The 12,597-nt window shown below is 68.4% G+C and carries 11 protein-coding genes; 1 reads left to right on the forward strand and 10 read right to left on the reverse strand.

Annotated elements, in window-relative coordinates; all coding sequences use genetic code 11:
• Positions 1–29 precede the first annotated feature (29 nt).
• From CLG85_RS00430 to CLG85_RS00475, 10 genes are all read right to left on the reverse strand, one after another.
• The gene (locus CLG85_RS00430; RefSeq protein WP_095881379.1) at positions 30–1,208 is read right to left on the reverse strand and encodes an amino acid aminotransferase; all 1,179 of its coding nucleotides are present in this window, start codon (positions 1,206–1,208) and stop codon (positions 30–32) included.
• Positions 1,193–2,680 (reverse strand): FAD-binding oxidoreductase, encoded by a 1,488-nt coding sequence (locus CLG85_RS00435; protein ID WP_260348159.1) that lies wholly within the window; start codon positions 2,678–2,680, stop codon positions 1,193–1,195. Before CLG85_RS00435 ends, CLG85_RS00430 begins: the two co-directional genes overlap by 16 nt.
• Before the next feature lie 2 nt (positions 2,681–2,682).
• Positions 2,683–4,296, reverse strand: a complete 1,614-nt coding sequence (locus CLG85_RS00440; RefSeq protein ID WP_095884052.1) for an HAL/PAL/TAL family ammonia-lyase — start codon at positions 4,294–4,296, stop codon at positions 2,683–2,685.
• 66 nt (positions 4,297–4,362) lie between these two features.
• Entirely contained in the window at positions 4,363–5,679 is a 1,317-nt protein-coding gene (locus CLG85_RS00445) for a TRAP transporter large permease (protein WP_260348161.1), read from the reverse strand.
• Complete coding sequence (locus tag CLG85_RS00450; protein WP_260348162.1) at positions 5,672–6,217, reverse strand: TRAP transporter small permease; 546 nt, start codon at positions 6,215–6,217, stop codon at positions 5,672–5,674. The genes CLG85_RS00445 and CLG85_RS00450 overlap by 8 nt, the downstream gene beginning before the upstream one ends.
• Positions 6,214–7,251, reverse strand: coding sequence for a TRAP transporter substrate-binding protein (locus CLG85_RS00455; RefSeq protein WP_095880800.1), 1,038 nt, complete (start codon positions 7,249–7,251; stop codon positions 6,214–6,216). Before CLG85_RS00455 ends, CLG85_RS00450 begins: the two co-directional genes overlap by 4 nt.
• Before the next feature lie 61 nt (positions 7,252–7,312).
• Positions 7,313–8,734 carry a UbiD family decarboxylase gene (locus tag CLG85_RS00460; protein ID WP_176476471.1) on the reverse strand — a complete coding sequence of 474 codons (1,422 nt, stop codon included), beginning with the start codon at positions 8,732–8,734 and terminating at the stop codon, positions 7,313–7,315.
• Positions 8,735–8,752: 18 nt separating this feature from the next.
• Positions 8,753–10,003: an N-carbamyl-l-glutamate amidohydrolase ErtE gene (ertE, locus tag CLG85_RS00465; protein ID WP_095880802.1), complete on the reverse strand. Its 1,251-nt coding sequence runs from the start codon at positions 10,001–10,003 to the stop codon at positions 8,753–8,755.
• Positions 10,004–10,005: 2 nt separating this feature from the next.
• Positions 10,006–11,388, reverse strand: a complete 1,383-nt coding sequence (ertD, locus tag CLG85_RS00470) for a hydantoin-5-propionate amidohydrolase (protein ID WP_095880803.1) — start codon at positions 11,386–11,388, stop codon at positions 10,006–10,008.
• Positions 11,389–11,489: 101 nt separating this feature from the next.
• Positions 11,490–11,960 carry a TIGR02444 family protein gene (locus CLG85_RS00475; RefSeq protein ID WP_095880804.1) on the reverse strand — a complete coding sequence of 157 codons (471 nt, stop codon included), beginning with the start codon at positions 11,958–11,960 and terminating at the stop codon, positions 11,490–11,492.
• 62 nt (positions 11,961–12,022) lie between these two features.
• On the opposite strand from CLG85_RS00475, the gene CLG85_RS00480 reads away from it, so the two are divergent.
• A complete protein-coding gene (locus tag CLG85_RS00480; protein WP_095880830.1) occupies positions 12,023–12,592 on the forward strand; it encodes a UbiX family flavin prenyltransferase in 570 nt (189 codons plus the stop codon).
• Positions 12,593–12,597: the final 5 nt, after the last annotated feature.

Genomic DNA, 12,597 nt, shown 5'->3' on the forward strand with positions numbered 1-12,597 from the left:
GCCGCGCGGCAGGGTTTCCGGGGCGGTGTTCAGAGCACCGAGGCGACCGCCCGCGCGAGGACCGGGGCCTGTGCCGCATCGAGCCCGGCAAGATTGATCCGCCCGTCCGAGACCATGTAGATCGCTTGCTCGTCGCGCAGCCGGTCGACCTGTGCGGCGCTGATCGGCAGGCAGGAGAACATGCCCTTCTGCGTGCCGAGGGCGGCGAAGCGCTGTGCGTCTATTTCCGCCAGTGCCTCGGCAAGCGCCGCGCGGTTGCTCGCCACATGCCGGCGCATCGCCTCGACCTCTCCGCGCCATTGCGCGGCCAGCTCGGGGGTGCCGAGGATGTCGCGCACCAGCGCCGCGCCGTGGTCCGGCGGCATGGAATAGGCAACTCGGTTGCGCACCCCGAGCTGGGCCTTGGCGATTCCCGCGGCTTCGGCGGTTTCCGACAGCACGAAGGCGGCGCCGACGCGATCGCGGTAGATGCCGAAGTTCTTCGAGCAGCTGTAGGCCAGCAGGAGCTCGGGCAGCCGGGCTGCCATCTTGCGCAGCGCCGCCGCATCCTGCTCGAGACCGTCGCCAAATCCCTGGTAGGCCAGGTCGACGAAGGGCAGCACGCCGCGCGCGGCGATGGCGTCGATGATCCGGTCCCAGTCTTCCGCGACGGGGTCGGCGCCGGTCGGATTGTGGCAGCAGCCGTGCAGGAGGATCACGTCGCCCGGGGCCATCGCCGCGATGTCAGAGAGCATCTCCTCGATGCGCAGCTGGCCGCTGGCGGCGTCGAGATAGCGGTAGCTGGTGGTGCGCAGCCGCGCATCGGCGAGCACCGAGTGGTGGTTGACCCATGTCGGGTCGGGCACATGCACCACCGCCTCGGGCGCCTGCTGCGCGATGAGGCCGGCCAGCACCCGCAGCGCCCCGGCGCCGCCGGCGGTCTGCACGCCGCCGATCCGGGTCACGGGCGCTTCGCTGCCGAAGGCAAGGTCGCGTACCAGCTCGACGAAGCGCGGATCGCCGCCCGGCCCGACATAGGCCTTGGTCTGCAGCGTGGCCACATGCGCCGCCTCGGCGGTAGCCACAGAGGGCAGGATCGGGGTGCGTCCCTCGGGGTCCTTGTAGACGCCGACGCCGAGGTCGAGCTTGCCCTGCCGGGTGTCGGCGCGGAACAGCTCGCTCAGCGACAGGATCTTGTCGGGCGGCGGGGCGGTCATGGTCTGGAACATCGGAAAGCGTCCTTATGGGGCTCGGGGGCGCCTTTGGCATCATCGCCGCAGGAGCCGAAAATATTGCCCGGGTTGAGCCGGTTTGCGGGATCGAAGGCGGATTTGATCCGCCCCATCAACGCCAGCTCCGCCGCGGGTTTCATGCGCCGCAGCGCGGCGCGCTTGTGCAGGCCGATGCCGTGCTCGGCGCTCACCGTCCCGCCGAGCGAGAGGGCGATGGACTCGATCGCCTCGGAGAGCGCCGCCTTGCCGGGCAGCGCGTCGCCAGGTGCTGGGGGCATCACGTTGACGTGGATGTTGCCGTCGCCGATATGGCCGAAGAACGCCGCCCGCAGGCCCCCGCCAAGCGCCGCGACATGTGCGTCGACGCCCGCCACGAAGCGTGGCACCTGCCCGAGCGGCACGGCGCAATCGGTGCGCAGGATCGGGCCGCGCCAGAGATCCATCGCCTCTGCCACGCCTTCTCGCAGGCTCCAGAGGCCGAGCCGCTGCGCCTCGCTCTGCGCGAACACGCCATCCCCGGCCAGCCCCTCTTCGAACGCCGCCTCGAGCAGCGCGTCGAAACCGGCGGCAAGGTCGAAGAAGCGGCTGGTGCGCTCTGCCTCGAGCAGCAAAAGCCAGCCGGGAGCGCTTTCCAGCGGTACCTTGGCGACGCCCATCCCGGCGGCGAAGTCGGTGGCGCTGCGCGACATCAGCTCGGCGGCGGTCACCGCATCGCCGAGCAGGTCGCGCGCCAGTCGCAGCAGCGCCAGCGCCTGCGCCGGTCCTGCCAGGCCGAAAAGCGCCGCCTGCCGGTCCAGCGGTGGGGCGCGCAGCTTCAGCGTCACCGCGGTGACAAAGGCCAATGTGCCCTCGGAGCCGGCGAGCAGCTGCGGCAGGCTGTAGCCGGTGTTGTCCTTCCACAGCTCCGCCGCGCCGGCAATGAGAGTGCCATCGGCGAGCACCGCCTCGATCCCGAGGATCTGGTCGCGCGCCATGCCGTGGCGAAGCACGTTGGCGCCGCCGGCATTGGTTGCGACCGAGCCGCCGAGCGTCGCGCTGCCGGCGCCGCCGTGGGTAAGCCCGAGGTGCAGACCGGCCTCCCGCGCCGCCGCCTGTGCCTCGGCCAGAACCACGCCGGCCTCGGCCACCATCAGGCAGGCGTCGCGGTCGATGCGGCGGAGGGTGCGCATGCGTTCGGTCGAGACAACGAGGCTCGCCGCGCCTGCGCCGGGGGTTGCGCCGCCGGCAAGACCGCTGCCACCGCCGCGCGGCACCAGCAAGATTGGCAGGTCGGCCAGAAGCGCCAGGCCCTCGGACAGCATCTCGGCGGAGGAGGGGCGGAAGACGCAGAGTTCCGCCTCCTCCTGTCGGTACATGAGATCGCCCCGGTAGGGGGCGATCTGGGTGGGGGCGTCGAGCACGGCGGAGGCCCCGAACCTTTCGGCGAGGCGGCGGACCGCCTCTGCCCGGATCGCGGAAGCCTCGCGCATGGTCAGTTCAGCACGCCGACCGCGGCTTCTACCGCGGCGAGCACTTCGCCGGATTGCGCCATGGCGAGCACCGGAACCCGCTGGTTTACCATGTAGCTGTCCTCCTGCATGAAGGGCACCTTGGCGCGCAGCGCGTCGTAGGCCGCCTGGCTGCCCTTGCCAAGCGCGTAGTCGCCGAGCACCTCTTCGGTGAGGAAGATCGCGCGCGCCGCCAGCAGGTACTCGACGCCGACGATCTTGGGCATGTTGTCGAGGATTTGCTGCGCCTTGCGGCAGGACCATGCGGCCATCGACACGTGGTCTTCCTGGCTCGACTTGGTCGAGATGGTGTCGGCCACCGAAGGGAAGGCCAGCGTCTTGTTCTCTGAGGCGACGGCGGCCGCCGAGGTCGCGATGATGCCATAGCCGTAGTTCAGGCCGATCGGCTTTCCCGCGAGGTTCGGCGGCAGGCCGTAGTTCAGCGTCACATCGTTCAGCGCGAAGAGCCGGCGTTCCGAGATGTTGCCGATCTCGATCAGCGCGATCGACAGGATGTCCATGGCGAAGGCGATCGGCTCGCAGTGGAAGTTGCCGCCCGACATGAATTCCAGCGCGCCGAGCTCGTTCCAGAACACCAGCGGGTTGTCGGTGGCGGCGTTGAGCTCGCGGGTGACCAGCGTCTTGGCGTGCTCGAGCTGGTCGCGGCACGAGCCGTGGACCTGCGGCAGGCAGCGGAAGGAATACTGGTCCTGCACGCGCGGGCTATGGGTCGGGTGCAGGAAGTCATCCTCGAGATGCACCGCGCGGCAGCCCTCGGTGGTGCGCTTCGAGCCTTCGATGATGCGGCGGATGTTCTCGGCCACCTCGATCTGGCCCGGCTGCTTGCGGGCGGCGTGGATGCGCGGATCGAAGGCGGCCTGCTCGCCGCGGATCGCCTCGAGCGACAGCGCGCCGGCGGTGTCGGCAACCTTCATCATGCGCTCGGCGTCCCAGAGCGTCAGCGCGGCCATGCCGGCGCAGAGCGAGTTGCCGTTGATCAGCGCGAGGCAGTCCTTGGCCTGCAGGTCGAACTGGATCGGGCTGATGCCGGCCTTTTCCAGTGCCTCGGGGGCCTTCATCGTCACGCCCTCATAGGTGGCCTCGGCCTCGTCGTAGCCGATCAGCACCGAGACCATATGCGCCAGCGGCGCAAGGTCACCCGATGCGCCGACAGAGCCCTGGATCGGCACCACCGGGTGCACGCCCTTGTTGAGCATCTCGATCAGCCGGTCGATCACCTCGACCCGAAGGCCCGAGACGCCGAGGCAGAAGGCGTTGATCCGCACCACCATCATGGCACGCACGATCTCTTCCTTGGCCGGATCGCCGAAGCCCGAGCAATGCGACAGCACAATGTTCTTCTGGAAGCGCTCATTGTCGGCCTGGCTGATCTTGTAGTCCTTGAGCTTGCCGACGCCGGTGTTGAAGCCGTAGGTCGCCGGCGCGTTCTCGGTCAGCCAGTTCTCCTCGATGTAGTTGCGGACCTTGACGATCTCGGTGCGCGCCTCGGGCGCGAGCGTCACCTGCACGCCGTCGCGGGCGACGCGGACGACGTCCTCGATGGTCAGGCTGTCGCCGTCGAGAATGATTGCGGTCATCTGGGGTAGTCCTTTCGTTGGTCCCGGCCACGCGTGCCGGAGAGGGAAGAGGGTACGAGTGAGGGGTCAGCCCAGCCCGGTGAGCCAGAGCGCGAGGCCGGGCACGAAGAGCACGAGCAGGATCCGGAGGATGTCCATCGCGTAGAAGCCGAGCACGCCGAGGTAGGTCTGCTGGATCGGCACGTCCTTGGCGATGGAGTTGATCAGGAACAGGTTCATCCCGAAGGGCGGCGAGATCATCCCGGTCTCGACGCTCATCAGCACGAGGATGCCGAACCAGATCAGCACGGCGTCGGACGTCATGCCGAAGTCGAGGCTGGTCATCACCGGCACGAAGACCGGTAGCGTCAGCAGCACCATGGCCAGGCTTTCCATGAAGCAGCCGAGGATTATGTAGATGATCAGCAGGCACAGCAGGATCATCACCGGCGGCAGCGCCAGCCCGCCAATCCAATGCGAGATCTCATTGGGCAGCTGCGACAGCGCCAGCGCCGCCGAGAAGAGTTCGGCCGCGAACATGATCAGGAACATCATGGCCGAGGTGATCCCCGCCGCAATGACGCTCTCGACGAAGCCCTTCCAGCGCAGCCCGCCGCTGACAACTGCCAGCACCAGCGTCGCGAAGGCGCCGACGGCGGCGCCGTCGGTGGGCGAGAACCACCCGAGGTAGATGCCCAGCACCACCACGGCAAAGACGATGAGGATCGGCCAGACCGCCCGGGTGGTCTCGAAGCGCGCGCGCCAGCTCGCGCGGGGCACCGACGGGGCGGCCTCTGGCTTGAACAGCGCCCAGAGGATCACGACGAGCGCGTATTGGATCACCGCGACAAGCCCCGGCAGCAGCGCCGCCACGAAGAGCAGCCCCACCGACTGTTCGGTGTAGATGGCGTAGATCACCAAGATCACCGAGGGCGGGATCAGGATGCCCAGCGTGCCGCCGCCCGCGAGCGTGCCGGTGGCCAGCGAGGGCGCGTAGCCCATCTTGCGCATCTCCGGCAGGGCGACCTTGGACATGGTCGCCGCGGTGGCCAGCGACGAGCCGGAGATCGCGCCGAAGGCGGCGCAGCCGCCGATCGTGGCCACCGCCAGCCCGCCGCGCCAATGCCCGAGCCAGGCCCGCGCCGCGGCGAAGAGCCGGGTGTTCATCCCGCCGCGCGTGGCGAATTCGCCCATCAGCAGGAAGAAGGGCAGCACCGAGAGCTGGTAGCTGGAGAACTTGGCGAAGGTCATCGACTTCAGCGTCGAGAGCACCGGCGAGAGGCCCGTGATCATCGCGTAGCCGGCGATCCCGGCGAGCAGCATGGCCCCGGCCACGGTCATCCGCAGCGCGATCAGGATCAGCGCGGCGGCGAACATCATCAGGCCGATATCGAACTTATCCATGGAGGGCTGCCTCCGGCTTGCGCGCCTGGCGCCCGGTGGCCACGCGCAGCGCGGTCCAGGTGGTGTAGAGGATGGTGATCACCCAGATCACGCCGGCGATTGCGCCGACGAGGTATGTGGGCCACTCCGGCAGGCCGAGGAACATCGACTGCTTGTTGCGCACGAAGGCCGAGTTCCCGCCGACCGTCAGCCGCCAGGTGAGCAGCGCCGCGATCAGCGCGAAAACCAGCGTCACCACCACGTCCGAGATGTTGCGAACCACCTCGGGCAGCGGCTTTGAGAAATAGTCGACCACGATATTCGCGCCCTGCAGGTGGCACGGCGCAAGGAAGCAGAAGATCGACGCGCCGATGAGCAGCTCGACGATCTCGTCCGCACCGAGGATGGGATGACCGAAGGCATTTCCGAGCACGTGCACCACCAGCGTCAGCATGGCGGCGACCATGAACAGCCCGCCGATCAGGGCAAGCCCATGGCAGACCCGCTCCAGGGTCCGCCCTGCACTTGCGTGCAGGGCGTCGTCGCGCGATGCGCTCATTCGGTGCGCCCGAATTTCGCGGTGATGGCCATCAGGTCGTCGAACATCTCCTGGCCGGGCAGGCCGCGCTTGTTCATCTCCTCGATCCAGATCTCGTAGACAGGCTCGACAGAGGCCTTCCATGCCGCGATCTGGTCTTCCGGCAGCGCGTAGAGCGTGCCGCCCTCGGCTGTGATGGTTTCCTTGGCGTCCGCGGTCAGCCCGTCGATCTGGTCGGCGATCTCGACCGACTTCTCGAAGCCGATGTTGGCGTCGATCACCGCCCGCAGGTCCTCGGGGAGCGCTTCGAAGCTGCCTTGGTTCATCAGCACGAAGATGGCGTTCTGATAAAGCGGCGTCTCCATGTGGTACTTGGTGACTTCCTGCAGCTTGTAGGGGGTGACGATGGCCCAGTTGATGGTCATGCCGTCGACTTGGTGCCGCTCGAGCGCCTCGTAGGTCTCGCCGAGGCTGAGCCCGATCGGGGTGCCGCCCCAGGCCTTGACCGCCTCGCCGGTATAGCGACCGGGGGCGCGGACCTTCAGGCCCTGCATGTCGTCCATGCTCGAGACCTGCGTGTCGACCGTGTGGAGAACCGCGGCATCGGTGGCGTGCATGTGCAGGATCTTGATGCCGGCGAACTCGTCCTCCATCAGCCAGTTGTCGGCGAAGGTGAGCAGCGCGCCGGTCTGGCCCGCCGAGGTGCCGACATTGGTGAAGGGCATGTCCATGCCCTCGAGACCCGAGAAGCGTCCGGGGGTCAGCCCGGGGATGCCGACGATGATGTCGACCACCTGATCTTCCATCTGCTCGACGAGGTCAGAAGCGGAGCCGCCGAGCTGCATCGAGGGGTAGAACTCGATCTTCAGCCGGCCGTTGGACTGGGCCTCGACCGCCTCGATGAAGGGCAGCACCATGTGGATCGCCTCGGGGGCCTGCGGGCCCGAGAAGCTGTGGATCTTGAGCGTGTAGCTGTCCTCGGCGAAGGCCGCGGCAGGGGTGACTGCGGCGGCGGCGGCAAGGGCCGTGAACTGGCGTCGGGTGGTCCTGATCATGGGATTGCTCACTGTTGGGGATGTTTGTCTTTGCTTGTCCTCCTCCCGTCTTCACCGCGCCTCAGTCGGGTGCGGCCTCCCCCGTCTCCTCGGCGCGCCGCGCCCCGGCGCGGATGCGGGCAACGATCCCGGCGGTCGCGTCATAGGCTGCCTGCGGCGGCAGCGCCGGCGTCCAGTCGGGCCGGTCGTCGGCCCGGCGGGTGGCGACGAACCCGTAGTTGGTGATCGTCCCGCCAAGCTTCATCGGCTCGGAGCGGTCGGTGCGCATGCCGGGAACGATGACGATGTCACGCTCGGCGCGCATCCGGGTCATCACCGCGGTGCGCACGGCGAATTCGTCCCAGGGGTCGACGTCCTCGTCCACCACGGTGACGTGTTTCACAAGGTTGACCGCCGAGAGCGCCCCGAGGATCGCCTTCTTCGGATCGCCGAGGTGATGGCCCTCGGCCAGAGTCACCACCGCCGAGAGGCGGCCGCAGCCCGAGTTGTCGATGGCCACGCGGCGCACCGAGGGGATGATGCCCTTGAGATGGCTCTCGAGCCCCGCCGCGATCGACACGCCGCCGATCAGAAGATGCTCGAGGTGGAAGCCCGGCACGATGGCCTGGAACATCGCATTGCGGCGGGCGGTGATCTTGGTGATCCGCACCAGCTGGCCGGGGCCGTAGTCCTCGTACATCCCGTGGTATTCGCTGACCGGCCCTTCGTGCACCCGCTCTTCGGGGTCGATCACGCCCTCGATGACGATCTCGCAATCGGCGGGCACCAGCAGGTCGGAGGTCTTGCAGCGTACGCAGTCGATGGGTGCCCCCTCGAGCGCGCCGGCCACTTCCATCTCGTCATCCCCGAGCTTGAGGTAGAGCGCCGCGGCCAGCAGCACCGAGGGCGCGTTGCCGAGGGTGATGGCGATGGGCTGCTCCTCGCCGCGGGCGGCGGCGGCGCGGGCCATGACGGCAAGGTGATGGTTGGGCGCGATGCCGATCAGCGCGGTGTCCGGCCCGGTGGGGCGCAGGCGCGCATAGGAGAGGTTGGCGATGCCCGCGGCGCTGTCCTTGGCGACGATGCAGCCGGCGGTGATGTAGGGGCCGCCCTCGTGTTCGAAGAAGCGCGGGATCGGCAGGGCGGAGAGGTCCTTGCCGAGATCGACCTCCTGGCAGGCGCCGGTCTCGACCACCTTGGGCGCGACGGGGCGACCGATGGCATCGGAAATCGCCGTTGGCAGGTCGGCGCGGGTCAGGCCGAGCCCCAGCGCGACCCGGTCGATCGAGTTGAGCACATTGGCAACCACCGGCATTCCGGTGGGTCCGGTCTGGGTGAAGATCGCCGCGGGTCCATCGTGCAGCGCCGAGGCCATGGCCGAAAGCTCGAACCCGTCCGGGTCCACCGGCGTGGCGATCTCGGCCAGCTCGCCGCGCGCCTGCAGCAGCGCCATGAAGCCGCGGAAGCTGTTGGTCTTGTCGGCGGCGTTTTCAGGAAGCGTCATCGTGGTGTCTTTCATGAGTCAGGCCGCATCGGCCTTGAGGAGCGTGTCGAGCAGGCAGCGGGCGCCAGCGGCCATCTCTTCGGGGCTGGTCCATTCCTCGGGGCAATGGCTGAGCCCGCCCTTCGAGGGCACGAAGATCATCGCCGCCGGGGCGATCTGCGACAGGAACACCGCGTCGTGTCCGGCACCCGAGGCCAGCTCTCGGCTCGCCATCTGGCGCTCGGCGGCCGAGACGGCGATCATCTCGCGCAGCGCGGGCGCACAGGCGGCGGGGGCGACGTTGCTGATCTGGGTGAAGGCGTCGAGCCTGCAGCCCTCGGCCGCCGCCGCCGCCTCGGCAAGCTGGCGGAAGAGCGCCACCTGCCGGGTCATGAGCGTGCTGCTCTCGGCGCGCATGTCGATGATGATCTCGGCGCGGCCGGGCACGACGTTGGCGCCGCCCGGAAGGATGTCGACGACGCCGATGGTGGCGACGAAATGCCCTTCGCCCGCCGCTGCCGCGGCGATCGCCGCATCGCGCATCGCCAGCTGGAAGCGCGCGAGGGCGAGGCTGGCATCTTGGCGTAGGGACATCAGCGTTGTGCCTGCGTGACCTGCCTCGCCCGCGAAGGCGAGCTTCAGCCGCACCACACCGGCAATCCCGGAAACCACGCCCACCGGCACCTGCTCGCGCTCCAGCACCATGCCCTGCTCGATGTGCAACTCGACATATGCAGCGAGGTCGTCACGCCGGGCCTCGTCGAGCCGCGCAACATCGCCGCCGATGCGATCGATGGCGTCGGCCAGTGTCTCGCCGCCCGGCCCGGTCAGTGCCAGTTCCCGCGCGCCGAGCGCCCCGGCCATGCCGCGGCTGCCGACGCAGGAGAGGCCCCATTCGCTGGGCTCCTCGGCAAGGAAATCCACCAGCTCGAGGCTGTGCCGCGGCTGGTAGCCCGCCGCCCGCATGGCGCGGATCGCGGCAAGCCCGGCGAGCACACCGCCGATGCCGTCGAAGCGGCCGCCGTCGGGCACGGTATCGCTGTGCGAGCCGGTCATCACCACGCGCTCGGGCAGCTCGCGGCCCTCAATCCGGCCGATCAGGTTGCCCGCGGGATCAATGCGCACCGAAAGCCCCTCGGCCTCGAAGGCCGCGCGCAGCCAGTCCCGGCCCTCGAGGAAGAGCCTGGAGAAGGAGCGCCGGGTCCAGGGCCGGTCGGGATCGGTGATCCCGGCCAGCGCCTCGATGTCGGACCAGAGCGCGGATGCGTCGATGTCGGGCGTCGCGGTCATGGTCACTCCGCCGCCAGAGCCGCGGCGACCGGGCGCGTGGGCTTGACCCAGCTGCCGGTGCCGGGCGCCGCCAGCACCTCGGTGCCGTCGAAGACCAGCTCACCGCGCAGGAAGGTGGCGATGGCAGCGTGCTGGATGGCGCGCCCTTCGTAGGGGCTCCAGCCGACCACATTGTGCCCGGAGGCGGCGGCATCGTAGACGCGCGGGCGATGCGCGTAGACCGCGATGTCGGCGTCGCAGCCCACCGCGAGCTGGCCCTTGCGGTCCGAGATGCGGAACAACCGCGCGGCATTGCCCGACAGCAGCTTCGCCGCATGGGTCAGCGGCAGACCGCGCGCAACGAGGCCGTCGATCAGCAGGCTGCCCATGACCTCGAGCCCCGGCATGCCCGAGCTGTTCTCAAGCATCACCGGAGAGGACTTGCGCTCGAGGCTCCACGAGACGTGATCGGTCGACACCACGGTGATATTTCCGCGCGCCAGGTGATCCCAGAGCGCCTCGCGCTCGGCACGGGCGCGGATCGGCGGGTTGCACTTGGCCTTGCCGACCAGCCGCGAGACATCCTCCTCCTCGCAGCAGACGAGGTAGTGGATGCAGGCCTCGATGGTCGCATCGACCCCCTGCGCGCGATAGCTTTCGGCCATCTCGTAGCCGCGGCCGAGCGAGCAATGCACGATATGGCCCGAACAGCCGGTGTCCTGGGCGATCTCGTAGACCTCGGCGATCGCCAGCGTCTCGGAGGCCGCGGGGCGCGAGGCGGTATGGGCCCGGTAGTCGGTGATCGCTGCGGCCTTGACCCGGGCCATGGCGGCCTCGATCATCTCCTGGTTCTCGTTGTGCACGCCGGCGATGAGCCCGGTCTTGGCAACCTCGGCGAAGGCGGCGTGCAGGAGCGGCGTGGTGATCCGGGGAAAGCGCACCGGGTCCGTCTCGAAGGTCGAGAACTTGAACGCCGCGGCCCCTGCCTCGGCCAGGCCGGCGATCTGCGACACGCCGTGGTGCGGGTTGATCGTGGCATAGAGGGCGAAATCGACGCGGGCCTGCTCGGCGGCTTCGGCGGCCTTCTCCCTCAGCAGATCGGGCGTCGAGATCAGCACGCCCTGGTCGTAGGGCATGTCGACGATGGTGGTGACGCCGCCGGCCGCCGCGGAACGCGTCGACCAGATGAAATCCTCCTGGTCGCCCTGGCTGCGCGAGTGCACCTGCGGGTCGATCGCCCCGGGCAGGATGTAGGCACTGCCGAAATCGTCGGTCTGCACGGCGGCGGGCGCGACTCCCTGGCCAAGGCGGGCGATCTTGCCGCCCGCGATCGCGACGTAGCCGTTCTCGATCACGCCTTCTTCGGTAACGAGCGTGCCGCGCACCACCCTGTCAAAATCAGCCATAGGGTCCTCGATCTGTATTTCTCGGACCATGTCTTGGTCGGCTTGAGGGCTGAACTCAAATTCCAAGTTCGCCGCAGGTCATGGCCTGAGGGAATACAATCTCAGGATGTATCTGCGGCTAGGAACGGTGCCATCCTGCGCGCGATCTCCGCCTCGCCGAGGCCCAGCAGGCGCAGGTAGCGCGGTGCCAGATCGCCCTCGCCGGCGCCCGCCAGAAACCCATCGGCAAGCGCCTCGATGTGCAGCTTCTCTGCCTCCAGCTCGACCGCCTTTATCCTTTCGCGCAAGGCGTTTGCGGCGGGGTCCGCGACCTTTGGCTTGAGCGTCACCCGGACAGAGCGGAGCGGCCTGATGACCGTCTCGCGCCATTCGGTGGCGGAGCCGATCCAGTCGGAAAAGGCGGGGTCCGAGAGCCCCTGGCCGGCCCTGTCGGCAAGCACGCAAATCAGGAAAATCGGCACATCCGCGTCAAACTCATGCTGAAGATTCAGGCATTCACCGGAAATTCCGCTTAATCCGTAGAACTTTACCATCTCGGCAAAAACCGAGGTGCAAAATTTTTCTCTTTCCATGGTCTCCCGCCGAGTGCTTGAAGAGGGCCTATTACACGTACGGACTAAACAAGGTGCAGCAGGTGGCCGAAAGCAGAATCGTCGTCGGAATTTCCGGGGCCTCAGGGGCCATCTACGGGCTGCGCTGCCTCGACATGCTGCGCGCGGCCGGGGTCGAAACGCATCTCGTGGTCAGCCGCTCGGGCGAGCTGACTTTGCGGTCGGAATGCGGGCTGGGATTGCGCGATCTGGAGGCGCGCTGCGACGAGATCCACGCGGTCGGCAACGTCGGCGCGACGATCGCCAGTGGCTCGTTCCGCACGCTGGGGATGATCGTCGCGCCTTGTTCGATCCGCACCCTGTCGGAGATCGTCTCGGGGGTCACCTCGACGCTGCTCACCCGCGCCGCGGACGTGGTGCTCAAGGAGCGCCGACCGCTGGTGCTGATGGTGCGCGAGAGCCCGCTGCACCTCGGCCACCTACGCAGCATGACCGCCGCTGCCGAGATGGGCGCGATCATCGCGCCGCCGATGCCCGCCTTCTACGCCGAGCCGCAGAGCATCGATGACCTGGTGAACCACTCGGTGGGCCGGGCGCTCGACCTCTTTGGCATCGACAGCGACATCACCCGCTGGCGCGGGCTCGGCAAGTAGGCAGG

It is taken from the genome of Alloyangia mangrovi (assembly GCF_002300555.2).
Classification (GTDB): domain Bacteria; phylum Pseudomonadota; class Alphaproteobacteria; order Rhodobacterales; family Rhodobacteraceae; genus Salipiger; species Salipiger mangrovi.

What these genes read in the sequence shown, in the direction of transcription:
- CLG85_RS00430 (WP_095881379.1), bottom strand. Translation starts at nt 1,208, where the DNA reads ATGTTCCAGACCATGACCGCCCCGCCGCCCGACAAGATCCTGTCGCTG.
- CLG85_RS00435 (WP_260348159.1), bottom strand. Translation starts at nt 2,680, where the DNA reads ATGCGCGAGGCTTCCGCGATCCGGGCAGAGGCGGTCCGCCGCCTCGCC.
- CLG85_RS00440 (WP_095884052.1), bottom strand. Translation starts at nt 4,296, where the DNA reads ATGACCGCAATCATTCTCGACGGCGACAGCCTGACCATCGAGGACGTC.
- CLG85_RS00445 (WP_260348161.1), bottom strand. Translation starts at nt 5,679, where the DNA reads ATGGATAAGTTCGATATCGGCCTGATGATGTTCGCCGCCGCGCTGATC.
- CLG85_RS00450 (WP_260348162.1), bottom strand. Translation starts at nt 6,217, where the DNA reads ATGAGCGCATCGCGCGACGACGCCCTGCACGCAAGTGCAGGGCGGACC.
- CLG85_RS00455 (WP_095880800.1), bottom strand. Translation starts at nt 7,251, where the DNA reads ATGATCAGGACCACCCGACGCCAGTTCACGGCCCTTGCCGCCGCCGCC.
- CLG85_RS00460 (WP_176476471.1), bottom strand. Translation starts at nt 8,734, where the DNA reads ATGACGCTTCCTGAAAACGCCGCCGACAAGACCAACAGCTTCCGCGGC.
- ertE (WP_095880802.1), bottom strand. Translation starts at nt 10,003, where the DNA reads ATGACCGCGACGCCCGACATCGACGCATCCGCGCTCTGGTCCGACATC.
- ertD (WP_095880803.1), bottom strand. Translation starts at nt 11,388, where the DNA reads ATGGCTGATTTTGACAGGGTGGTGCGCGGCACGCTCGTTACCGAAGAA.
- CLG85_RS00475 (WP_095880804.1), bottom strand. Translation starts at nt 11,960, where the DNA reads ATGGAAAGAGAAAAATTTTGCACCTCGGTTTTTGCCGAGATGGTAAAG.